The sequence below is a fragment of the Streptomyces sp. NPDC107471 genome (genome assembly GCF_055582845.1).
Map to the genome: position 1 here is coordinate 641,131 of NZ_JBVJPC010000002.1, position 22,237 is coordinate 663,367.

Below are 22,237 nucleotides of genomic sequence, written 5' to 3' on the forward strand. Positions count from 1 at the left end.
TCAGTCGGTGACCTGGGGCTTCTCGGCGGGCTTGTCGGCAGGTTTCTCGGCGGGCTTCTCCGGCAGCGCGGACGCCTCCTTCAGCGCGGCCCAGCGGGCCTCCAGGAGTGCGTCGTCGTACCAGGGCGTCGGCGAGGGCACCTGCTCCGCGGAGGGCGCGGGGGGCAGGTAGTCGTACGGCTCGAAGGCGTCGTCCTCGTCGAAGGGGCGGGCGTCCCGCGGGGCGGGCGGCGCCGCCACCGGCGCCCCGACCGGCACGGCCCCCGGTCCGGCCTCGGGTCGCGCCTCGGGTACGCCCTCCGGTCCGGCACCGGGCTCCTCCGCCTTCTCGCGCCGGTGGAGCCGGCCGTTCGCCGAGGACAGCCGCCCCCGCACCCCGCCCTTCGTCCGGCCCCGCCAGGCGCGGACCGTCAGCGCCAGCGGCACGCCCGCCGCGGTGATCCATCCCGCGACCGCCGCGCCGACCTGCCACCACACCGGTCCGAACCGGGCCAGCACCCCGACCCCGAGCGGTCCACCGGCGAGCGCGGCCAGTACGGCGACCGCCGTCGCGCACAGCACCGCCGCCCACAGCACCGCGCCCGCCGTCCGCCTCCGCGACCAGCCCGCGTCGGCGGCCCGCCCCACGAACCACCCCACCACCGCCCCGGCCACCACCGGAACCGCCCCAGCCGCCCAGTGCTCAGGGCGGCCGGCCCCCGCTTCCGGTACCGCCGCGAGCAGCGGGAAGGGCGGGAGCAGCGGCGCGGGGTCCGACGACAGCGGCCCGACGGCATGTCCCGCGCCGAGGACGAACCCGGGGCCGACGGCGTACCCCACGGCCCACACCGCCGCGTTGGGCAGCAACGCCAGACAGAGCAGGAGGACGGCGAACCGTCCCGACCATCCCTCCGTGAGCGTGAGGAACGCGTTCCGCGTCGCGTCGCCGTGCGCCACCAGCGACACCGCCAGCACCACCGCCCCGCCGCCGACCAGCACGGACACCCCGGCTCCCGCGGCTCGGGCGGCCGCGGCGAGCCGTGCCCGCGCCTCCGCGCCGAGGACCAGCCGCCGCACCCCGGCCGGCAGCAGCACCAGCACCCCGTCCAACGCGTCGGCGGGGCGGCCGTACGCCGTCCACACCCCCGCGCCGGCCGCGCCCCCGGCGACCGACGGCAGGCACACGCAGGTCCAGGTCCACGAGGGGCGCAGCGGCCCGCCGGAGGCGTACAGCGCGGCGGCCGCGCCGACGGCGAGATAGCCGAGCACGACCCCCGTCCACGCCGTCCGCCCGGAGGCCTGCGGCGGCGCCTCGTCCCCGGAGGCCAGGTCCCGAGCCGCCCGGTGCACCAGCCACAGGGGCAGCGCGAGCAGCAGCAGCGGGGTGACGCCGACGGGCGCCGGAACACCGGAGAGCGTGTCCGTGCGGACCAGTTCGACCCCGTGCGCGAGCAGCCACAGGGCCGCGGCCACGTGCAGCGCGCCCCCCGGACCGCTGTCGGGGTACGGCGAGCTGATCCACAGCACGATCACGAGCACGGCGAACGAACCGAGCCCCAGCCCGGCGGCCACCGCACCGCCCAGGAGGGCGGCGGTCAGGCCGGGCGTCCGGTCGCGCAACCGGGTGAGCAGGGGTGCCAACGACGTGCGGCGAGCGGTCATCTGAATCACGCCGCCATGCTCCCAACGACACGCGCTTTCTCGTCGTAACAGGCGAAGCTCGGATGTGTCGCTCAATATACGACTATGTACTTTTTCGCACGAAGGGGCGCCCGGTGACGCAGGATCAGGTCGCGAAGAGGGCAGGCGCCGCCGGGGAGCTGACGGAACCTCAGCAGGAGCACGAGGAACCGGCCGCCACCGCCCTGACACCCGCTCAGGCCTTCGACGCGCTGTACGCGTTCTGCGCGCCCGCCCTCGTCCGGCAGACCTATCTGCTCACCGGCCGCCGCGAGCTCGCCCGCGAGTCGGTCGAACGGGCCTTCCAACTCGCCTGGCAGCACTGGCCCGAGGTGGCCGTGGACCGGGATCCGGCGGGCCGGGTGCGGATCATGGCGTACGAGTACGCCCTCTCCCCCTGGCACCGTTTCCGGCCCCGCTACCGCAACCCCGAGGCGCCCGTCGCCGACCCGGCCGACCGCGCGCTGATGGCCGTACTCCTGAAGCTCCCGCCGTCGCAGCGGCGCACGCTCCTGCTGTACGACGGTGTGGGCCTCGACCTTCCGGAGACGGCCGCGGAGACGGAGGCGAGCACGCCGGCCACGGCCTACCGGCTGATGAACGCGCGGTCGGCGGTCGCGACCCGGCTCCCCGACCTGGCCGACCCCTCCGAGCTGCACGAACGGCTGGTCTCACTGGCGTCCAGGGAACGGCTGCGGGCCGCGCAGGCGCCCGCGGTCAGGACCGGGAGCGAGCGCCGGGCCACCTTCTGGACCCAGGCGGCGATCGCGTTCACGGTGGCGCTGATCGGCGCGACCGCCCTCACCCTGCGGACGGCTCCGACGCACTACGAGCCACCGGTGGCGCCGGGGGCGGAGATCCAGGGGGTGCCGCCGCGGGTGGGGCAGGGGGCGTTGTCGGAGGGGGAGGTGTCGCTGCGCAAGAAGCTGCGCTCGTCGCTGGGGAACGGCCCGGAGAAGGTGGTGCCACTTGCTCGTTAGCCGCCGACCGCGGGCCGGTGGGGGCTGGTCGCGCCCCTTTCAGGTGGGTGCGGTGAACGTGCCCCTTCAGGGGCGCGGGGAACTGCGCGAGCAACCACAACGCGCCCGCACCCGCCCGACGACCCCACGCCCCGGCACCCCGTGACGCGCCGATGGGCCCGCCCCTGCACAGGGAACGGACCCACCAACCGCTGATTGCCTACGTCAGCCGGCGAGGATCTCGCGCGCCAGCTTCGCCGTCTCGGTCGGCGTCTTGCCGACCTTGACGCCGGCGGCCTCGAGGGCCTCCTTCTTCGCGGCGGCCGTGCCGGAGGAGCCGGAGACGATGGCGCCGGCGTGGCCCATGGTCTTGCCCTCGGGCGCGGTGAAGCCCGCGACGTAGCCGACGACCGGCTTCTTCACGTTGTCCTTGATGAAGGCCGCGGCCCGCTCCTCGGCGTCGCCGCCGATCTCACCGATCATCACGATCAGGTCGGTGTCGGGGTCGGCCTCGAACGCGGCGAGCGCGTCGATGTGGGTGGTGCCGATGACCGGGTCGCCACCGATGCCGACGGCGGACGAGAAGCCGATGTCCCGCAGCTCGTACATCATCTGGTAGGTCAGCGTGCCGGACTTCGAGACCAGACCGATGCGGCCCGGCTTGGTGATGTCGCCCGGGATAATGCCGGCGTTCGACTGGCCCGGGGTGATGAGACCGGGGCAGTTCGGGCCGATGATCCGGGTCTTGTTGCCCTTGGACACGGCGTAGGCGTAGAACGCGGCCGAGTCGTGGACGGCGATGCCCTCGGTGATGACGACCGCGAGCGGGATCTCGGCGTCGATGGCCTCGACCACGGCGGCCTTGGCGAAGGCCGGCGGCACGAAGAGGACGGACACGTTCGCGCCCGTCTTCTCGATCGCCTCGGCGACGGTGCCGAAGACCGGGATCTCGGTGCCGTCGATGTCGACCGACGTGCCCGCCTTGCGGGGGTTCACGCCACCGACGATGTTCGTGCCGTCGGCCAGCATGAGCTTGGTGTGCTTCATGCCCGTGGCACCGGTCATGCCCTGGACGATGACCTTGGAGTCCTTGTTGAGGAAGATAGCCATGGCTGTGTTCCCTCGTCCTTACTTCGCAGCCGCGAGCTCGGCGGCCTTGTCGGCCGCGCCGTCCATGGTGTCCACGCGCTGGACCAGCGGGTGGTTGGCGTCGGAGAGGATCTTGCGACCCAGCTCGGCGTTGTTGCCGTCGAGGCGGACGACGAGGGGCTTGGTGACTTCCTCGCCCTTGTCCGCGAGCAACTGGAGCGCCTGCACGATGCCGTTGGCGACTTCGTCGCACGCGGTGATGCCGCCGAAGACGTTGACGAAGACGGACTTGACGTCCGGGTCGCCCAGGATGATCTCCAGGCCGTTCGCCATGACGGCGGCGGAGGCGCCACCGCCGATGTCGAGGAAGTTGGCGGGCTTGACGCCACCGTGCGCCTCACCGGCGTAGGCGACGACGTCCAGGGTGCTCATGACGAGACCCGCGCCGTTGCCGATGATGCCGACCTCGCCGTCGAGCTTGACGTAGTTGAGGTTCTTGGCCTTGGCGGCGGCCTCCAGCGGGTTCGCGGAGTCCTTGTCCTGGAGGGCCTCGTGCTCCGGCTGACGGAACTCGGCGTTCTCGTCGAGGGAGACCTTGCCGTCGAGGGCGATGACCTCGCCGGAGGCGACCTTGGCCAGCGGGTTGACCTCGACCAGGAGGGCGTCCTCCTCGACGAAGGTCTTCCACAGGGTGACCAGGACGTTCGCGACCTTGTCGGCCACCTCGGCCGGGAAGTTCGCGGCCTCGACGATCTGGCGGGCGACCTCGGGGGTCACCCCGACGTTGGCGTCGATCGGCGTCTTGGCGACGGCCTCGGGGCGGGTCTCCGCCACCTCCTCGATCTCCATGCCGCCCTCGACGGACGCGATGGAGAGGAAGGTGCGGTTCGCACGGTCCAGGAGGAAGGAGACGTAGTACTCCTCCACGATCTCCGGGGCCGTCTCGGCGATCATCACCTTGTGGACCGTGTGGCCCTTGATGTCCATGCCGAGGATGTTGGTCGCGTGCTCCACGGCCTCGTCGGCGGAGGCGGCGAGCTTGACGCCACCCGCCTTGCCACGGCCGCCGACCTTCACCTGGGCCTTGACGACGGACTTGCCACCGAGGCGCTCGGTGGCTGCGCGGGCCGCCTCAGGCGTGTCGATGACTTCACCGGCCAGCACCGGTACATCGTGCTTGGCGAAGAGGTCCCTCGCCTGGTACTCGAACAGGTCCACGCGCTTCCGTCCCTATCAGTGATCTCGCGGTTCGTTGTCTGCGTGGGCGTGCCGCGAGGGCAACGTGACGTCCGACCACTGTCTGTGTCACAAGGGAGGCGCACACGGTGTCCGAGCGCGCGGCATGTCCGTCTCGCAGGTTATCGCTGCTTGTGGAGGGCCTCTAAATCGAGGGTCACACCTGAGCGGTGATACCTGTCACATGATGCCGCGCTCACTGGCACGGCGTGCCGTGTGTGAGGTGCGGGAAGTCCTCGGCCGGCACAAGGGGAAGGGCCCCACCGGGATGGGGTTGTCCCGGTGGGGCCCATGGTGCAGCCCCTCTTCATGAGGGGCCCGGGCGGTGGGTCCCCACCCCGATGGGGACCTCTCCGCCCCGCCCGTGAGGTTCCGGCAGGACAGACCGACGGCTTTCGGCCGTCCGGGGCCGTCGCCTCACGGAGTCGGTGGTGGGGACGGTCAGGCGCGGTGGTCCCGCGCGTGACCCGGGGTGCGGGATGCGGCCACGCCCTCGGCGACGCCCTCGGTCACGCCCTGGACGCCGGTGACGGCGTGCCCGGCGAGCGGTCCCGAGGTGTCCTGGAGGGTCCCGGTCAGGTCTCCGGCGAAGGGGCCGACCTGTTCGGCGACGGGGGCGACCTCGCCGACGACGCCGTACGCGAAGGGCGTGACGTCACCCGTCACGCCGTACGCCAGCGCCGTGACGCTCTGGGCGACCGGCTCCGCCGTTCGGGTGACGGTGTCGACGACGGGCCGCACGGCCCCGGTCACCCCGTCGGCGAACGCCGGGACCTCGCCCGTGACGCCGTACGCCAGGTCGGTGGTGTGGCCTGCCACGCCGTGCGCGAGCGGAGCGACGTCCCCGGCGACCGCGGTCGCGAAGGGCCGGACGTCCCGGGTGACGCCGTGCGCGAGGGCGGACGCGTCGGCGACAGCCTGCCCGGCGACCGGCACCACGCCGTGCACGGCGGTGTTCACGACCGGCGGCAGCACGGCGTCGGCGGTGTCGTGGGCGACCTGCCCGACGAGCCCGGTGGCGTAGGGCGGCACGTCGGCCACCACACCACCGGCGACCGGGACCGCACCGGCGACCGTGCCGCCGGCGTACCCGGCCACGCCCTCCTGGAGTCCCCCGACTCCGGCGACTGCGCCGCCGGCCACGGGCCGCACGCCCTGGACGGTCCCGCCCACGACCGGGGACACGTCCCCGACGACGCCGTACGCCAGCCCGGTCGCCGCGCCCACGGCGTGCCCCGCGGTCAGCGCGACCCCGCCCACGGCTCCTCCGGCGACCGGGGTCACCCCGGTCACCCCGCCCGTGACGACCGGGGTCACCCCGCCCACGGTCCGCCCCGCGGCGGGCACGACCCCTTCTGAGACCGGCACGACACCGTCCACCGCCTGCGCGGCGACCGGCACCACGCCGCCCACGGCGGCCGTCACGACCGGCGGCACGACCGCGGCCACCGTCCGGTCGACGACGGGCGTGACCGTGCCGGGGACGCCCGCGACGACGCCGAGGGCCTGCTGCTCGACGCCGCCGACCGTGCCGACGACCTGCCCGTGCACGCCGGTCACCGTGCCGGTGACATGGCCGGGTACGGAGGAGACCGTGGCCTCGCCCGCGGTCCCTACGGCGCCGGCCTCCGTCCCCGCCGGGCCGGACACGTCGGCGACCCGGCCCCGTACTCCGGTGAGCGTGGCCTGGGCCGCATCCGTCGCACCCGTCGCGGTGCGGTCCGCGCCCGCGAGGGTGTGCTGCTTCTTCGTCCGTACGACGCCGTCGACGCCCTGCGCCTGGGCACGGGCCGCCGCCTGGACGCCCTGCATCTTCGTCTGAGCACCGGCCAGGGCCTGCTCGACCTCGGGGGCGAAGGCAGCGAGGGGGCCGAAGAGGTAGTCGGGAGTGGGGTTGGTGGGGGTGGGTGTCGTGGGGGTGGGGCGTGTGGCGATTTCGGTGGCCTTGGCTGCGGCTGCCTGAGCGGCGTTGGTCCTCGCCTCGGCCTGCGCGGCCCGGGCAGCCTTCGCGCCCTGGATGGCGGCGGCGGCCTTCACTCGGGACGCGTTCGCGCGGGTGGGCTGGGACACGGGTGCGGTGGCCGTCGTGGACTTCGAGGCTGCTGTGTCCACGTGGGAGGCCGGGTCGGTGATGCCGTCGATCGGGGTGTCGAGGGCGGCGGTGGCGGCGGTGGTGACGGTGGTGGTCGCAGCGGCGTCGGCGTCGGCGTCGGACGAGAGGTCGGCGGCTGTGTCGGTCACCTTGTCCGTGGTCGTGTCGGTCGCTGAGAGGGAGCTCGCCGGGAGTTCGTCCGCGCCGGCGACGGTGGAGCCGAGGGCCCACGCACCGGTGACGCCGGCGGCTATGACGATGGAACGGCGGATGTTCTTGTTCATGTGCGCGTCAGATCCCTGGATCTTGGGGTGCCTGGTGAGGCACGGGGACATCCGGAGCCACGGGGCTCCAGGGGGATCCGTCCGGAGGTACGAAGCGATCTGTGGGGAGATCTGGGGGGTCCGAACGGCTGGGGCAGTCCTGTTGCGCCCCGCGGAGATCAGCGGGGGGAGGTCTGCCCTAGCCGGGGAAGACGGGGATGTCCCGGTGCCTGTCCCGGGTCCCGGCCGCGTCGACGCTCGCGGCGGCACCGGGCACGAGCCGCAGCGGCGCCCGGTGGTCAGGGGTGATGGCGTGCGCGTCGCCGTGTCGCGACGAGCCGTTGTCCACGGCCGACTTGCCGCCCAGGGTGCCACCGGGGTTGTCCGAAGGCGCCGGGTGGGCGGGGGCGTGGGCGGTGGTGGTCTTGGTGGTGGTGCGGTGGGCGGAGGAACGCGTGTCGAGCTCGGTCACGGTGCCGTGTCCGGCGGACCGCGGCCCGTACTTGGCACCGCCCGCCGCGGAGCCCTTGTCACCGGCCGGCTTCTCCGCCGCGTGATCGCCTGGCTGGGGCTGCGGCGCAGAGGTGACCGGCGCGGGCGCGGGCAGGGTCTGCCCCGGCGCCCCGGGGAGTCCCGGAACGGTGGGGACACCGGGCACCGTCGGCAGGGTCGGCCACGACGGCGACTCCGGGAACGACGGCAACGTCGGCCACCCCGGCAGGCTCGGCTCGGCCGGTGTCCCGATCGTCTCCGTCAGCCCCGTGGTCACCGTCTCCACGAGATCACCGACCGGCTGGACCAACTCGCCCACGGGCCGGACCAGATCACCGACTGGCTGCACCACGCCGTTGGTCACGGTGCCGATGACGTCGTCGGTCACCGGGCGCGGGTGGGGGGCCTTGTCGTCGGCGGGGTGGGCGGGGGCGTCGGGGGCGGTCGAATTGGGAGCGCCGGCCTTTTCGGGGTCGGCGTTCGTGTCGGCTTTCGTTTCCGTGTCCGCGGAGGTGGGCGGGGCCTGCAGTTCGACAGGGAGTTTCACCGGCTGACCGACGGCCGGAAGCTTCACCGGCTGACCGATCGCCCCGCCCGCCAACGCCCCCACGCCGTCCGCCGCATGCGCCTGCTCCCCACCGAGGAAGCCGAGCACGAACAACCCGCCCAGCAGCAGACCTACTTGCAGCGCGCGCCGCCCGACCACCACGCGCAGCACACGCGCGGCGGCACCGGGAAAGGCTGCTGACCAGGTCAAGAGGGAGCGAGTCCTTCCGTGCGGCGGAACGAGCGAGGCAGAAAGCGAAACGAAACGGAGGGGAAAGGGAGCGACGGCGAAAGAAAAACGGAGGGGAAGGGTGAAGACTGTGGAGAAGCCGATCCTTGCACGGGGTGCCCGAGGTCGCGCAAGTCCCCTGTTACCGATGCGTAGTCATGTCCGTTTTGCTGGCCGATCCGCTGGTCACCGGGTCGACAAATCACCAACGGACGGCCCGGGTTCACGGGTTCATACCGGGTCCGGTATCGGGAGCGGGCGCTTCTCGATGGCCGCCGCCATCACCTCGGGGAACAAATCGGGCGTGCAGGCGAACGCCGGTGCGCCCAGCGCGGCGAGCGCGGCCGCGTGCTCCCGGTCGTAGGCGGGCGCCCCTTCGTCCGACAGGGCCAGCAGCGTCACGAACTGCACCCCGGACGCCTTCATCGCCGCCACCCGCTTGAGCATCTCGTTGCGTATGCCGCCCTCGTAGAGGTCGCTGATCAGCACCATCACGGTCTCCGCGGGGCGGGTGATCTGCGACTGGCAGTACGCCAGCGCCCGGTTGATGTCCGTGCCGCCGCCGAGCTGTGTGCCGAACAGCACGTCCACCGGGTCGTCGAGCTGGTCGGTGAGGTCGACGACCGCGGTGTCGAAGACGACGAGCCGGGTGTCGATCGACCGCATCGACGCCAGCACCGCTCCGAAGACGGACGCGTAGACCACGGACGCCGCCATCGACCCCGACTGGTCGATGCAGAGGACGACCTCCTTCTTCACCGACCGGGAGGCCCGGCCGTAGCCGACGAGCCGCTCCGGCACGATCGTCCGGTACTCGGGCAGGTAGTGCTTGAGGTTGGCCGCGATCGTGCGGTTCCAGTCGATGTCGTGGTGGCGCGGCCGGCTGATCCGGGCGCTGCGGTCGAGCGCGCCGGTGAGCGTGGCGCGGGTGCGGGTGGCGAGCCGCTTCTCCAGGTCCTCGACGACCTTGCGCACGACGGCCCGTGCCGTCTCCTTCGTCGTCTCGGGCATCGCCTTGTTGAGGGAGAGCAGCGTGCCGACCAGGTGTACGTCGGCCTCGACCGCCTCCAGCATCTCCGGTTCGAGAAGCAGGGTGGACAGCCCGAGCCGGTCGATGGCGTCCCGCTGCATGACCTGGACGACGGAGGACGGGAAGTACGTCCGGATGTCCCCCAGCCACCGCGCCACGGACGGTGCCGAGGCCCCGAGCCCCGCCGAACGCTCCTTTCCCGGCTGCCCCTTCCCGTCTCCCCTGCCGTAGAGCGCGGTCAACGCCCCGTCCATCGCGGCATCCCGCCCACTGAGCGCGCACCCGGTCCCGTCGGCCGCCTCGCCGCCCAGCACCAGCCGCCAACGCCGCAGCCGCTCGTCGGTGCCGGACGAGGCGTCATCGGGAGCCCCGACCGGGGTGCCCGCGGGAACCACGGCCGTCCCTTCCGCAGTCGACGGGGCCGCCCCGGTCGCCGGAGTGTCTGTGGTCGCCTGGGGCTCCATGATCGCTGGGGTCTCTGCGGTCGCCGGAGTCTCTGCGGTCGTCGAGTCGTTCGGCTCTGTCGTCATGCCCGTGTCCCCGTCCGGAAACGGTCCCAGAGCGGGACCACGGCCACACCCGTCACCGAGCCGCGCTGCACCCGGGAACCGGTCCTGTCCCTGGCCGCCCCGCCGCGCCCGTCCGTACCAGCGACGGCCGTCCTGTCGGTCCTGCCCCTCGGCGTCCGCGACACCTCGATCGTCATCCCGCCACCCCCGCGAAGTCGTTGTCGTCGGTATGCGTCAAGTCGCCTTTACCGCCACCGTGTTCGTGGAACTGCTCGTCGTCCAGGCCGAGCAGCAGTCGCACCACCGGCAGCACGGCGTCGGCCCGGCCGCTGTCCAGGTCGTCCCCGAACCCCGGCGCCCCGGAACCGGTCCCCGCCGCACTCCCCCGCTCTCCCGGACCCCGCCGGACGAGTTCGCCCAGGGTCCGGCGCACCCCCGGCTCGTACGCCGAGAACGTGCGCCGCAGCAACGGCAGCACATCGGTGAACGCCTCCGCCGACACCCCGGTCAGCCAGGCGTCCACGAGTCCGAGCAACCGCTCGTCGTGCACGAGGAGCATCCCGCCGCCGGACCCGCCCCCGACGAAGCCCTCGATCCACGCGGCCGCGTCCGCCGGCTCCGTCCCCGGCGACAGCACGAGCCCCATCAGCCGCGCCGCCTCGTCCTGCGCCAACTCCCCGTCGTCCAGCAGCAGTCGCACCGCCCGCCCTCGGATGACACCGGGCACGGTGTCCCGCAGGGACAACACCCTGAGCACGGACTGCCAACGGCCGCGCAGCCCGCGGTGCACAGCAGTCGACACCGCACTCTCGCCGTCTTGTCCCGGACCAGCCGCCGGAACCTCGCCCGGGCCGCCCCTGTCCTGCCCGGAGGCGGGGATCGTGCCCCCAGGGTCCGCCGTCTCGCTCAGCAGTCCCACCGCTCCGTGCACCGCTTCCACGTGCCGCCGCATCTCCTCCGCCGCCTCCGCGTCGAGCGCGGAACACGCCGGGGGCAGTCCGACGAAGACGCGCTCGGCGAGGCCCGCGGCGACCTCGGTCAGGGCGCCGGTGTCGGTGCCCCGCACATCGCCGTAGCGCAGGGACCGGACGAGGGCCGGCAGGGCCTGGGCGAGATGGCCGACGTCCGCGTCCAGCGCGGCACGGTCGGCGAGGATCTGCATCACCGTCGGCAGGGCGTCCGGGAGTTCGGCCAGCAGGCAGCGCTCGGCGAGGGCGGTGACGTCGGCGAGGCCGGGCGCGGAGACGGCGTCCGCCTCCGCCTTGGCCGTGGCGGCGGCGAGCACGGTCGTGCCCCACACCCCCGCCTCGGCGACCCGCACCGACAGCTCCGGCTCCCACCGCAGTCGCCATGTCTCCCGGAAGGTGCCCGTACTCCCCCGCGAGGCCACCGGCTCTCCCCACGGCACGCCCAGGAGTCGCAGCCGGTGCAGCAGCCTGCTGCGCCCGGCGTCGTTCTCCTTGCGCAGGTCCAGCTCCAACTCCCGCTCCAGCGCCTCCGGTTTGAGCCGCAGCCGCCGCTGGATCCGGTCGAGGTCCCGCTGCAACGGCACCGCGGGCGCCGCCTGCGGGACCTCGCCCAGGACGTCCCCCACCACCAACCGGTCGTGCACCAGCGCCAACGGCACGTCCGAGCCCTCGCACATCACCGCCCGCACCGCGTCGGTCGTCTCGCTCAGGCCGGGCAGGGGGCGGCCGCGCATCGCCGCGAGCGTCTCGGCCAGCCGCACCGCCTCGATGACGTGCGCCGAGGACACCATCCGGTCCTCGTCGCGCAGCAGCCCCGCCACCTTGGTCAGCCACCGCTCGACGGGCCGGTCCGGAGCGGCGAACAGGTGCCCGTACCAGCCGGGCGAGTCGATCCCGGCGCCGTAGCCGCTGTGCCGCGAGAGCCTGCGGTGTGTCCACGGCACCCACGTCATGTCCGCCTTGACCTTGGGGAGCCCCTTCAGCAGGGCCTTGTCGGCGGTGACCGTGCTCCGGTGCCGCAGCGCGGGCACGTGCCAGGCCCCGCACACCACGGCCACGTCGTCCCCGAACTCCCGCTGTGCCGCCCGCACCTGGAGCCGCATGTACGCCTCCCGCACGAGGTCCCGGTCGTGTCCGCCGGTCCCGTACGTCTCCCGCAGTACCCCCATCGCCTCTTCCAGCACGGTGAACGGCTCGAACACGTCTCCCTGTCCCGTGCCCCGGTGCTCGACGACGTCCTCCCACCACCGCTCGGGGTCGTCGTATCCGGCGGCCTCGGCCAGCACCCCGAGCGGATCGACACGGACGGCCTCATGAACGGCGGGCCCGTCCGCGGAATCGGCGCCCTCACCGGCGGAAGAAGCCTCGCCGTCTTCCGGGACGGTGTTCTTGTCGGCGGGAGCCAGGCGCTCCCCGAACGGGGCGGCGCCCTGCGCGTCCGCGGTCCCGGCGTCGGACGCTTCCGACTCCGGGGCTCCCTGCGCGCCCGGGCCGCCGGCATCCCGGGAGCGACGGGACTGCGGGCCGCCCGCCCTCTTGTCATCCGGGGCCTCGGGCTCACTCGTCCCGGGCTCCCCGTCGGCGGATTCGCCCGGCGAGCTCGTCGACCCGTCCCCCGCCTCATCCCTCCCCCACGCCAACGTGTGCGTGGCCGGCAGGTCGATGAAACGGGCCGGGACCTCGTGCTCCAACGCCCAGCGGATGGCCACCCACTCCGGGGAGAACTCGGCCAGCGGCCAGAACGCCGAACGGCCCGGCTCGTCCACGGCATGCGCGAGCAGCGCCACCGGCGGTCGCATGTCCTCCTCGGCGGCCAACGGGATCAACGCGTCGGCCTCGGGCGGTCCCTCGATCAGCACGACCCGGGGCCGGGCCGCGTCCAACGCCGCCCGCACGGCCCGCGCCGACCCCGGCCCGTGATGCCGCACCCCGAGCAGCAACGGCCCGGACCCGCCCCTCCGGCTGCCGCGCTCACCGGCACCGCCCGCACCACTGCCACTGCCACTGCCACTGCCACTGCCACTGCCACTGCCACTGCCATGAACGCCGGCGCCGCCGCCCGCACCACTGCCACTGTCACGAGCGCCGGCATCGCCCGCAGCACCCGCGCTGCTGTCATGAACGCCCACGTCGGCCACACCCCCGCCCCACACGACTCCGCCCCGAGCCACGCCCCCGCCTTCGGGCCCCCTCACACCAGCCGCCCCCTCGCCCCTGGCCCCAGCCCTGGACCTGGTCCCGGCCCCAGCTCCGACCTCGCCCCCGAAGGGACCGCTCGCCGCGCCTCCCTCGACCTCACCCACGCCCGTCACGCCGAACCCCTCCCCTCCGAACCGCTCCCCTACCAGGCCACTTGGAGTCGTCCTCTCCGCCCCGTCCGACCCCGCTCCCGCCGATCCGCTCGACACCCTTCACGACCGTCCCCCTTGTCTCCGCCGTCCCCGCACCCCTCGACGGCTCTCGTGGAACACCCTCCGACGCCCTTCGCCGAGGCCACCCGAGGGTGTCCCGGCCCGGCGCCCCGTACGCCCACGGACGACCGTCCGTCGCCGTCAGTCCACGCGCCGACTGCCCGCCCGGACGCCCACCCTGCTTCCCGTCCGCCGGCCCGACCACCAGGCCATCGCTCACGCACTCACCTCGCGGCAGGCCCGGTAGAAGTCCTTCCAGCCGTCCCGCTCCCGGACGACCGCCTCCAGGTACTCCTGCCAGATGACCCGGTCGGCCGCCGGATCGCGGACGACGGCGCCGAGGATGCCCGCGGCGACGTCCCCGGCCCGCAGGACGCCGTCGCCGAAGTGGGCGGCGAGAGCGAGCCCGTTGGTGACGACGGAGATCGCCTCGGCCGTCGACAGCGTGCCGCTGGGCGACTTGAGCTTCGTGCGGCCGTCGGACGTCACCCCGTCGCGCAGCTCGCGGAAGACCGTCACGACACGGCGGATCTCGGCGATGCCGTCGGGCGCGGCCGGCAGGTCGAGGGAGCGGCCGATCTGGTCGACGCGGCGCGAGACGATGTCGACCTCGGCCTGAACGCTCTCCGGCAGCGGCAGCACGACCGTGTTGAAACGGCGGCGCAGAGCGCTGGAGAGGTCGTTGACCCCGCGGTCGCGGTCGTTGGCCGTGGCGATGAGGTTGAAGCCGCGGACCGCCTGCACCTCCGAGCCCAGCTCCGGTATCGGCAGCGTCTTCTCGGACAGGATCGTGATCAGCGTGTCCTGCACGTCGGCCGGGATACGGGTCAGCTCCTCCACCCGCGCCGTCATCCCCTCCGCCATGGCCCGCATCACCGGGCTGGGCACGAGGGCGTCGCGGCTGGGACCGTTGGCGAGGAGTTGCGCGTAGTTCCAGCCGTACCGGATCGCTTCCTCCGGCGTGCCCGCCGTGCCCTGGACGAGCAGCGTGGAGTCACCGCTGACGGCGGCGGCGAGGTGCTCGGACACCCACGTCTTGGCGGTGCCGGGCACGCCCAGCAGGAGGAGGGCGCGGTCGGTGGCGAGGGTGGTGACGGCGACCTCGACGAGGCGCCGCGGGCCGACGTACTTCGGGGTGATCACCGTGCCGTCCGGCAGGGTGCCGCCGAGGAGGTAGGTCGCCACCGCCCACGGCGACAGCTTCCAGCGGGCCGGGCGCGGACGGTCGTCCTGCGCGGCCAGCGCGGCGAGCTCGCCGGCGAACGCCTCCTCGGCATGCGGCCGCAACGCCTCGGCCGGTTCTCCGCGCTTCGGTTCCACGCTCGTCGGTTCAACGGACACAGTCATGGCTGAGGCCCCCTCCAGCTCGGCCGGTTCGGATCTGTCACCAACCGTGCACCACGCCACTGACAATGCGATCCGAGCTGCGGAAACGTGCTCACGGGGTCCGGATCGGCGGTCGGCTCGGGGTCGATTGTCAGTGGGGGGATCTACCTTCGAGGACATGACTCAGCAGGGGGTGCGCTGGACGGCGGATCAGGTGCTGGCACTGGCTCCTGACGCCGCCTCACGCAAAGCGGGAAGCAAACTCGGGGCGGCCGGGCCGTGGTCCGAGGCGGGGAGTTCCGAGGAGGGGGCGGTGTGGGGGCTGTGCAAGGGCAGTGGCAGCAAGCCGTATCAGACGGTCATCGACATCGCGGACGTGGCGGGTCCGGCGTACCGGTGTAGCTGCCCGAGCCGCAAGTTCCCGTGCAAGCACGCCCTCGGGCTGCTGCTGCTCTGGGCGGGCGGGGAGGGCGCGGTGCCGCCGGGGCAGGCGCCGGACTGGGCCGAGCAGTGGATGGAGGGGAGAAGGCAGCGGGCGCAGGAGAAGCAGGAGGCGGGGGAGGCCGGTTCCGCTGCCGGGTCCGGTGATCCGGAGGCGGCGCGGCGCAGGGCGGAGCGCCGGGCGGCGCGGATCACCGCGGGGGCGACGGAGCTGGAGCAGCGTCTGGCGGATCTGCTGCGCGGCGGCCTCGCGGGCGCGGAACAGGCGGGGTACGGCATGTGGGAGGAGACGGCCGCCCGCATGGTCGACGCCCAGGCGCCGGGACTCGCCGGGCGGGTACGGGAGTTGGGGTCGATCCCGTCGTCCGGTCCGGGCTGGCCGGTGCGGCTGCTGGAGGAGTGCGCTCTCGTGCACCTCCTCGACCAGGGCTGGCTGCGCCGCGAGCGGCTGCCGGACGGCCTCGCGGCCACGGTCCGTTCCCGGATCGGACTGCCCGCCTCGGCGGACGGCCCGGCGATACGGGACCGCTGGCTGGTCCTCGCCCAGTACGACACCGCGGACACCCGTCTGACGACCCGCCGGATCTGGCTGCACGGCACCGACTCGGGCCGCACGGCCCTGCTCCTCTCCTACGGCGCGGCGGGCCGCGCTCCCGAACTGGCGCTGCCGGTGGGCCTGGAACTGGAGGCGGAGGTGTCCGCCTATCCCGGTACCGGTCAGGTGCGGGCGGCGCTGGGCGAGCGGTTCGCGCCGCCCGCGCCCTCGGCGGCGCGTCCGCCGGGGGTGACGACCGAGGAGGCCGCCGCCCGGTACGGCGAGGCGCTGCGGGACGACCCGTGGCTCGACTCCGTCCCCGTGACCCTGGACCAGGTGATACCGGCCCCGGACGGCGACTCCTGGCAACTGGCCGACGCCGAGGGGGACTCGGCCCTGCCGCTCACCGCCTCCGCCCGCTCCCGGCCGGGCCTGTGGCGCCTGGTCGCGCTCTCGGGCGGAGCGCCGGTGAAGGTTTTCGGGGAGTGCGGGCACCGCGGCTTCACCCCGCTGACGGCATGGCCGGAGGGCGCGGGCGAGGCGGTCCCGCTGTGCTGAACGGAACCGACGGAGCACTCGACCGGACGGAAAGGAACCGCATGGACAGGACCTCCGCCCCGGACGCCTGGGAGGAGCTCGTCACCTCGGCGCTGCTCGGCACCGCACGGCGCACGCCACCCGGTGTCACGGCCGGTCCCGACGCGCCGGTGGCGTTGCTGGACGCGGCGGCCGTGGAGACCGTACGGCGGCGGGCCGGGCTCAGGCCCGCGCGTGCGGCTCAGCGGCCGGAGCCGGCGCCCGTGGACCCGCGCCCCGCGCTGCCGGTGGCGGCGGCCCGCCGGCTCGCGATGCTGCTCACCGACCGGCCGGGCACGGGCGGAGGCGGCCGCAGGGGTACGGCACCGGATCTGATGGAGCTGCTCCCGCAGTGGCTCGCGGCGGCGAACACCCACGGTTACGCGGCACCCCCGCATCTCCTGCCCGCGTTGCTGGACGCGGCCCGGGGGCGTACGGATCTGCGGCCGGCGGCGCTGGCGTTCGCGGGCGCGCGGGCCACCTGGCTCGCCCGGCTGAACCCGGAGTGGCGGTTCGCACTGCGGGCGACACCCGGCGGCGGAGCGGCCCTGCCGCCACCGCAGGACACCGCGGCCGTCCGGACGCTGTGGGAGGAGGGCCTGTTCGCCGAGCGGGTGGCGCTTCTCGGGGCGATCCGTGCGCGGGAGCCCGCCGCCGCGCGCGAGTTGCTCGTGACGACCTGGGCGACCGAGCGGGCCGAGGACCGGCTGATGTTCCTCGACTCGCTGCGGACGGGGCTGGGCCCCGACGACGAGCCCTTCCTTGAGCAGGCTCTGGCAGACCGCAGCCGCAACGTACGTGCCACGGCCGCCGAGTTGCTGTCCGCGCTGCCGGAGTCGGCGCTGGCGGCGCGGATGGCGGTCAGGGCCGGGGCGTGCGTGGCGGTCGACCACACCCGGGACCGGCCGACGATCGTCGTCGAGGCGCCGCACGAGTGCGACTCGGGCATGGAGCGCGACGGCGTCGTGGCGAAGGCCCCCTCGGGGCGGGGGGAACGGTCGTGGTGGTTCGGGCAGTTGGTGGAGGCCGCGCCGTTGAGCGGCTGGCCGGGGCGGCTCGGCGGACGGACGCCCGAGGAGATAGTGGCGCTGCCGGTGGCGGACGACTGGCGGAACGAACTGCACGCGGCGTGGTGCCGGGCCGCCGTACGGCAGCGGGACGCCGGGTGGGCGCGGGCGTTGCTCGGGACGCCCGCGGCGCCGGAGGCCGGGGGGCCGGGGGCGGTGTCGCTGGCGGAGCGGGCCAAGCTGCTGAACACGTTGGACTCCGCCGAGCGTGCCGAGTGGGTCGCCGGGTTCATCGCGACGCACGGTTTGTCGGAGGCGTTCCAACTCCTGGGCGTGTGCAGGGTGCCCTGGTCGGCCTCGCTCGGGCGGGCGGTGGTCGACGCGCTCAACATCGCGCGGGACGCCGGGAGTTATCCGTGGAGCTTCAGCGGGGTGATGGGGCTGGCGGAGCGGTGTCTCGATCCGGCCGAGGCGGGGCGCTTGGAGGGGCTGACGGCAGTGCCCGACGAGGGCGAGGACGCGAGTCCCGGGGCCGGGGGTTACTGGGCGGAGGCGTTCCAGCGCTTGGTGACGACCTTGCGGCTGCGGGCGGCGATGGCGGAGGAACTGGAGGGCGCGTAAGGAGGGAGGTCAGCGGCAGGGTGGGGTGGACGCGTGGGCGTCCGCGCCGTCGTGGGGAGGCGTCCGCGCCGTTGTGGGGAGGCGTCCGAAGTTGCGGGGCCACCGGCAGCACCCCGGACCGGCCGGCCATTCGCCAGCGGCCGCGGCCGCGGGGTCGCGGTCGCGGTCGCGTGCACGATCCGGCGCGGCACACCGAGCGCGTGCACGTACGCCGTGCCGTCAGCGGGCGGTACGTCCCGCCGACCCGCCCGGGGCCCGCCCGGAGCCCGTCCACCCGGACCCGGGAATCGCGTGACCGCCCGGCCTAAGGGCATCCGCCCGGCCCACGGCCCTCCACTCGAGCCCCGGACCGAATGCAGCCCGAGTAGCCGAAGACAACCGCAGATGCAGCAGTCGAAGACAGCCCCATAAGCCAAGAAGCCCGAGAACCCAACGTCAGACCGAGATCCCGACGCACGCCGAGAACCCCAAGCCCTACGCCCCCGTCGGCTGCCGCACGTTCTCCCGGACCCAGTCCACGATCGACTGGGTCGTCGCCCCCGGCGTGAAGATCTCCGCGACGCCCTTCTCCTTCAGCGGCGGAATGTCGGCCTCGGGGATGATCCCGCCGCCGAACACCAGGATGTCCTCGGCGTCCCGCTCCCTGAGCAGGTCGATCACCGCGGCGAACAGCGTGTTGTGGGCGCCGGAGAGGATCGAGAGGCCGATCGCGTCGGCGTCCTCCTGGATCGCCGTGTCCACGATCTGCTCGGGCGTCTGGTGCAGGCCGGTGTAGATGACCTCCATGCCGGCGTCGCGCAGCGCTCGGGCGATCACCTTGGCTCCGCGATCATGGCCGTCCAGTCCCGGTTTGGCCACCACCACGCGGATCGGACCGGCTGTCACACCCATCACTGCCTCCATGAAGCGACTGCGTGCATTCCTACCGACATTCCTACCGATATTCCTCCCGACTAGTACCGCACAGACCGGGAATGTGAACGAACGTTATCGCCCTCATCTCGCAGCATGCAGTTTCCAGGCGACCCCGAGGGGGAAAACACATGGTGGGACACGTTCGGGAGCCGTATCGAGGTCGCCGCACCGCCGCGCAGCAGTCCGCGCGCCACGGGGGCGCGGCGCGCCGGCGACGGCACGAAGGGCACGCAGGACAGGTAAGGCACGACAGCGGGGAGCCTCGTCGCCACACCGACAGGGCGCCTCGTCACGTCACCGGCGCACCACCAGCACCGCGAGCACCATCGGCAGCACCGGCACCACCGATACGACCGGACAACGCACCGGCACCGTCGGCGTCGCCCCCACCACCGGTTCCATTGGCTCGGCCGGCCCGTCCGGCACCCCAGGAACCGCGCGCCGACCGCCGTACCCGTCCCCCGCGACCCCCTCGCGCCACGTCGGCGTCGGAGACGAACTCCGCGACGACTCCCCACGAGCGCACACGGGGGACGGAGTCGTCCTCCCGTGTGCCGACAGGAGGTCGGCCATGAAGGTCACCAAGGCGGCGCTGCCCCTTCTCCCGCTCTGTGAGCGTCTGCTTCCCGGCAGGCTGGCGGGACTCTCCATGGCCCTTCTGAAGGCGACCGCGCTCGAGCTGGCGATCCTCGCGGGACATCTCCTCCTGTACCCGTCCGGCATCGCCCAGGAGCGCCGCTCCCCCGTGTCCCCGCTCCCCGTGCCGGAGGACGGCGCCGCGCAGTTGCCGACGGAGGCCAAGCCCCCGGTCGTGCTGCTGCACGGGTTCATCGACAACCGCTCGGTCTTCGTGCTCCTGCGCCGCAGCCTCGCCCAGCACGGCAGGCACCAGATCGAGTCGCTCAACTACTCCCCGCTGACCTGCGACATCCGGGCCGCGGCGGAGCTGCTCGGCCGGCACATAGAGGGGATCTGCGAGCGCACGGGCAGCGAGCGGGTCGACGTCGTCGGGCACAGCCTCGGCGGCCTGATCGCGCGGTACTACGTGCAGCGCCTCGGCGGCGACGCCCGCGTCCGCACCCTGGTGACGCTCGGCACCCCGCACTCCGGCACCAGGGTGGTGCCGCTGGCGAACGCACACCCGATCGTGCGCCAGATGCGCCCCGGCTCGGAGTTGCTCGAGGAGCTCACTCGGCCGGCCCCGGGCTGCCGTACGCACTTCGTCAGCTTCTGGAGCGACCTCGACCATGTGATGGACCCGCTGGAGACCGCCTGCATCGAGCACGAGGACCTGATGGCGGAGAACGTCCGGGTGACCGGGATCGGACATCTGGCCCTGCCCGTGCACCCCGCCGTGGCGACCGGGATACGGCAGGTGCTCGACACCGCGCGGGCCGGGGAGGAGACGGCCGGGCGCGCGGGCGGACTGACCGTGGCGTAACGGTCGTATCGGTCGCCGGACGCGGCCCTCGGACAGCTCGTCGCACAGGCCGCCGACAGCTTTCCGCGCGCCGCCGGAGCCCGGATCGGCCCGGACCGACATCGAACAAGCTTCGAACACAGAGCCAAGGTCCCGCCCGCAGTCCCCCGAAACACGGCCGAATGCCCGTTTCCTGCGCGCCCGAAACCAGTTGAAGATTGTCGCGCCCGCGTACTGCCGGGTACAGTCGCCGCACTGCTCTGGCAGCCCCTGTTGTCGAGGCGAAAGAGAAGTTGGTGAACGACCGTCACCCGTCGGGGACCATGACCACCCCGGCTCCGGCCTCCGACGCCGACTCGTCGCACTACGCGTCGTACGGCACCCAGGAGGCCCAGTACGGCGACTTCACCACGTACGGCGGCTATGACGCCACCGGTTTCTGCACCGCGGGTACCCCGGACGCCGGCGCACACACCACCGGCACCTTCGAGACCGACCCGCTCTTCGGCAACATGCCGGGGGACGCGACTGGTTCGTACGACGCCTCGACGTGGACCACGGGCGGTCACCAGACCCTGAACTACGACATGTACGCGGCCCAGCACCACGCCGCCTACGACACCGGCGCCTACGACGCCACGCAGTGGGGCGCCGACCACCAGCAGCTCGCCGCGATCCCGCCGCAGGGCGGCAGCGTCGACCACTCCGGGCAGTGGGACGCGAGTTCCTGGCACCAGCCGGACCAGTCCGCGGCGGCCCCGGCCGACCAGACCCAGCAGTGGGAATGGGGCACGCAGACCTTCGACACCGGGGCGTACGACGCCACGCAGTGGAACACCGACGGCACTCCGGCCGACCCGCAGCACACGGCCGCCTTCGAGCAGGTCGGCTACGACGAGTCCGCCGCCTACGAGGAGAGCCACGCGTACGGCGAGGCGAATCCTTACGGCGAGCCCTACGCCGAACACACTTCGCACGACGGTGAGTTGCACGCCGACGCGGACAACGTCACCACGGACACCGGCGAGATGCCCGCCGTCCACGACCCCGACGCCCCGCTCCTGGACGACCAGGAGGAGGCACCCCGGGCCTCGGCGCCCGCCCCCGGCTCCCGTGTCGCCGCGCGCAACGCCAACCGCTCCCGCCGACGGATGCCCGCAAGGCGCTCCGCGCTGCTGACGATCGCCGTGCCCTCGGCGTGCGTCATGGGGGTCGCCGGGATCGCCGCCGCCTCGGTCGGCACCCTGACCGGCGACGACAAGGACACCTCGACGACCCTCGCGGACACGAGCGCCGTCAAGCCGTCCGTCGCCAACAACAAGCTGGACACCCAGCTCGAGAGCCTCTCGGCCGGTGCCGACGACTTCGCCGACCGGGCCAGCCGCACTCAGGAGCGCATCGACCTCAAGGCCCAGCAGGTGGCCGAGAAGAAGAAGGCGGCTGAGGAGGCGGCCCGCAAGGAGCGGCTGCGCCCGAAGTTCGCGCTTCCGGTCGCGCAGCGGGGACTCAGCGCCTACTACGGCCAGTCCGGCGTCAACTGGATGTCCGTCCACACCGGCATCGACTTCCCGGTGTCGTACGGCACCACGGTGCTGGCCGCGACCGACGGCACCGTACGGACGCAGTGGAACAGCGCCTACGGCAACATGATGGTCGTGACCGCGAAGGACGGCACGGAGACGTGGTACTGCCACCTCTCCAGCTACCGCGTCGCCTCCGGTACGACGGTCAAGGCCGGCGACCCGATCGCCTACTCCGGCAACTCCGGCAACTCGACCGGCCCGCACCTGCACTTCGAGGTGCACCCGGCGGGCGGTTCGGCCATAGACCCCCTGCCGTGGCTGCGCAGCCACGGGCTGGACCCGACGTAAACCCCCCGACGTAATCCCTCGGGCCCGGCCGCCTTTCCGGAG

At 73.4% G+C, this 22,237-nt stretch carries 14 protein-coding genes; 5 read left to right on the forward strand and 9 right to left on the reverse strand.

Translation table 11 applies throughout. From position 1 onward, the window contains the following. Positions 1–1,641 carry a cell division protein PerM gene (locus tag ACZ66S_RS07820; RefSeq protein ID WP_469900900.1) on the reverse strand — a complete coding sequence of 547 codons (1,641 nt, stop codon included), beginning with the start codon at positions 1,639–1,641 and terminating at the stop codon, positions 1–3. 113 nt (positions 1,642–1,754) lie between these two features. On the opposite strand from ACZ66S_RS07820, the gene ACZ66S_RS07825 reads away from it, so the two are divergent. After that, positions 1,755–2,639 carry an RNA polymerase sigma factor gene (locus ACZ66S_RS07825; RefSeq protein WP_469900461.1) on the forward strand — a complete coding sequence of 295 codons (885 nt, stop codon included), beginning with the start codon at positions 1,755–1,757 and terminating at the stop codon, positions 2,637–2,639. A 204-nt stretch (positions 2,640–2,843) separates the two neighbouring features. Here the strand turns inward: ACZ66S_RS07825 and sucD are convergent, their stop codons facing one another. The 7 genes from sucD to ACZ66S_RS07860 all read right to left on the reverse strand — a co-directional run bounded on the left by sucD (position 2,844) and on the right by ACZ66S_RS07860 (position 14,830). Next, complete coding sequence (gene sucD / locus ACZ66S_RS07830; RefSeq protein WP_123762597.1) at positions 2,844–3,728, reverse strand: succinate--CoA ligase subunit alpha; 885 nt, start codon at positions 3,726–3,728, stop codon at positions 2,844–2,846. Between the two features lie 18 nt (positions 3,729–3,746). Beyond that, positions 3,747–4,925 (reverse strand): ADP-forming succinate--CoA ligase subunit beta, encoded by a 1,179-nt coding sequence (gene sucC, locus ACZ66S_RS07835; RefSeq protein WP_469900463.1) that lies wholly within the window; start codon positions 4,923–4,925, stop codon positions 3,747–3,749. A gap of 459 nt (positions 4,926–5,384) precedes the next feature. After that, positions 5,385–7,319: a hypothetical protein gene (locus ACZ66S_RS07840; protein ID WP_469900464.1), complete on the reverse strand. Its 1,935-nt coding sequence runs from the start codon at positions 7,317–7,319 to the stop codon at positions 5,385–5,387. Between the two features lie 178 nt (positions 7,320–7,497). Next, positions 7,498–8,547, reverse strand: coding sequence for a hypothetical protein (locus ACZ66S_RS07845; protein ID WP_469900466.1), 1,050 nt, complete (start codon positions 8,545–8,547; stop codon positions 7,498–7,500). A gap of 249 nt (positions 8,548–8,796) precedes the next feature. Continuing rightward, positions 8,797–10,059 carry a VWA domain-containing protein gene (locus ACZ66S_RS07850; protein WP_469900901.1) on the reverse strand — a complete coding sequence of 421 codons (1,263 nt, stop codon included), beginning with the start codon at positions 10,057–10,059 and terminating at the stop codon, positions 8,797–8,799. Between the two features lie 238 nt (positions 10,060–10,297). Beyond that, positions 10,298–13,012: a DUF5682 family protein gene (locus tag ACZ66S_RS07855; protein ID WP_469900467.1), complete on the reverse strand. Its 2,715-nt coding sequence runs from the start codon at positions 13,010–13,012 to the stop codon at positions 10,298–10,300. A gap of 687 nt (positions 13,013–13,699) precedes the next feature. After that, positions 13,700–14,830 (reverse strand): ATP-binding protein, encoded by a 1,131-nt coding sequence (locus ACZ66S_RS07860; protein WP_469900469.1) that lies wholly within the window; start codon positions 14,828–14,830, stop codon positions 13,700–13,702. Positions 14,831–14,987: 157 nt separating this feature from the next. On the opposite strand from ACZ66S_RS07860, the gene ACZ66S_RS07865 reads away from it, so the two are divergent. Then, positions 14,988–16,343, forward strand: a complete 1,356-nt coding sequence (locus ACZ66S_RS07865; RefSeq protein ID WP_469900471.1) for an SWIM zinc finger family protein — start codon at positions 14,988–14,990, stop codon at positions 16,341–16,343. Positions 16,344–16,384: 41 nt separating this feature from the next. Further along, entirely contained in the window at positions 16,385–17,989 is a 1,605-nt protein-coding gene (locus tag ACZ66S_RS07870) for a DUF5691 domain-containing protein (RefSeq protein ID WP_469900472.1), read from the forward strand. Positions 17,990–18,463: 474 nt separating this feature from the next. Here the strand turns inward: ACZ66S_RS07870 and ACZ66S_RS07875 are convergent, their stop codons facing one another. Beyond that, the gene (locus ACZ66S_RS07875; protein WP_469900474.1) at positions 18,464–18,880 is read right to left on the reverse strand and encodes a cobalamin B12-binding domain-containing protein; all 417 of its coding nucleotides are present in this window, start codon (positions 18,878–18,880) and stop codon (positions 18,464–18,466) included. Between the two features lie 595 nt (positions 18,881–19,475). On the opposite strand from ACZ66S_RS07875, the gene ACZ66S_RS07880 reads away from it, so the two are divergent. After that, positions 19,476–20,345 carry a lipase family alpha/beta hydrolase gene (locus ACZ66S_RS07880; RefSeq protein WP_469900476.1) on the forward strand — a complete coding sequence of 290 codons (870 nt, stop codon included), beginning with the start codon at positions 19,476–19,478 and terminating at the stop codon, positions 20,343–20,345. A gap of 275 nt (positions 20,346–20,620) precedes the next feature. Then, positions 20,621–22,195 carry a M23 family metallopeptidase gene (locus tag ACZ66S_RS07885; RefSeq protein WP_469900477.1) on the forward strand — a complete coding sequence of 525 codons (1,575 nt, stop codon included), beginning with the start codon at positions 20,621–20,623 and terminating at the stop codon, positions 22,193–22,195. The last annotated feature ends 42 nt before the right edge of the window (positions 22,196–22,237 follow it).

Coding starts and splice junctions, on each gene's coding strand:
- ACZ66S_RS07820 (WP_469900900.1), bottom strand. CDS start 1,641: ATGACCGCTCGCCGCACGTCGTTGGCACCCCTGCTCACCCGGTTGCGC.
- sucD (WP_123762597.1), bottom strand. CDS start 3,728: ATGGCTATCTTCCTCAACAAGGACTCCAAGGTCATCGTCCAGGGCATG.
- ACZ66S_RS07840 (WP_469900464.1), bottom strand. CDS start 7,319: ATGAACAAGAACATCCGCCGTTCCATCGTCATAGCCGCCGGCGTCACC.
- ACZ66S_RS07850 (WP_469900901.1), bottom strand. CDS start 10,059: ATGGAGCCCCAGGCGACCACAGACACTCCGGCGACCGGGGCGGCCCCG.
- ACZ66S_RS07860 (WP_469900469.1), bottom strand. CDS start 14,830: ATGACTGTGTCCGTTGAACCGACGAGCGTGGAACCGAAGCGCGGAGAA.
- ACZ66S_RS07865 (WP_469900471.1), top strand. CDS start 14,988: ATGACTCAGCAGGGGGTGCGCTGGACGGCGGATCAGGTGCTGGCACTG.
- ACZ66S_RS07870 (WP_469900472.1), top strand. CDS start 16,385: ATGGACAGGACCTCCGCCCCGGACGCCTGGGAGGAGCTCGTCACCTCG.
- ACZ66S_RS07875 (WP_469900474.1), bottom strand. CDS start 18,880: ATGGGTGTGACAGCCGGTCCGATCCGCGTGGTGGTGGCCAAACCGGGA.
- ACZ66S_RS07880 (WP_469900476.1), top strand. CDS start 19,476: ATGAAGGTCACCAAGGCGGCGCTGCCCCTTCTCCCGCTCTGTGAGCGT.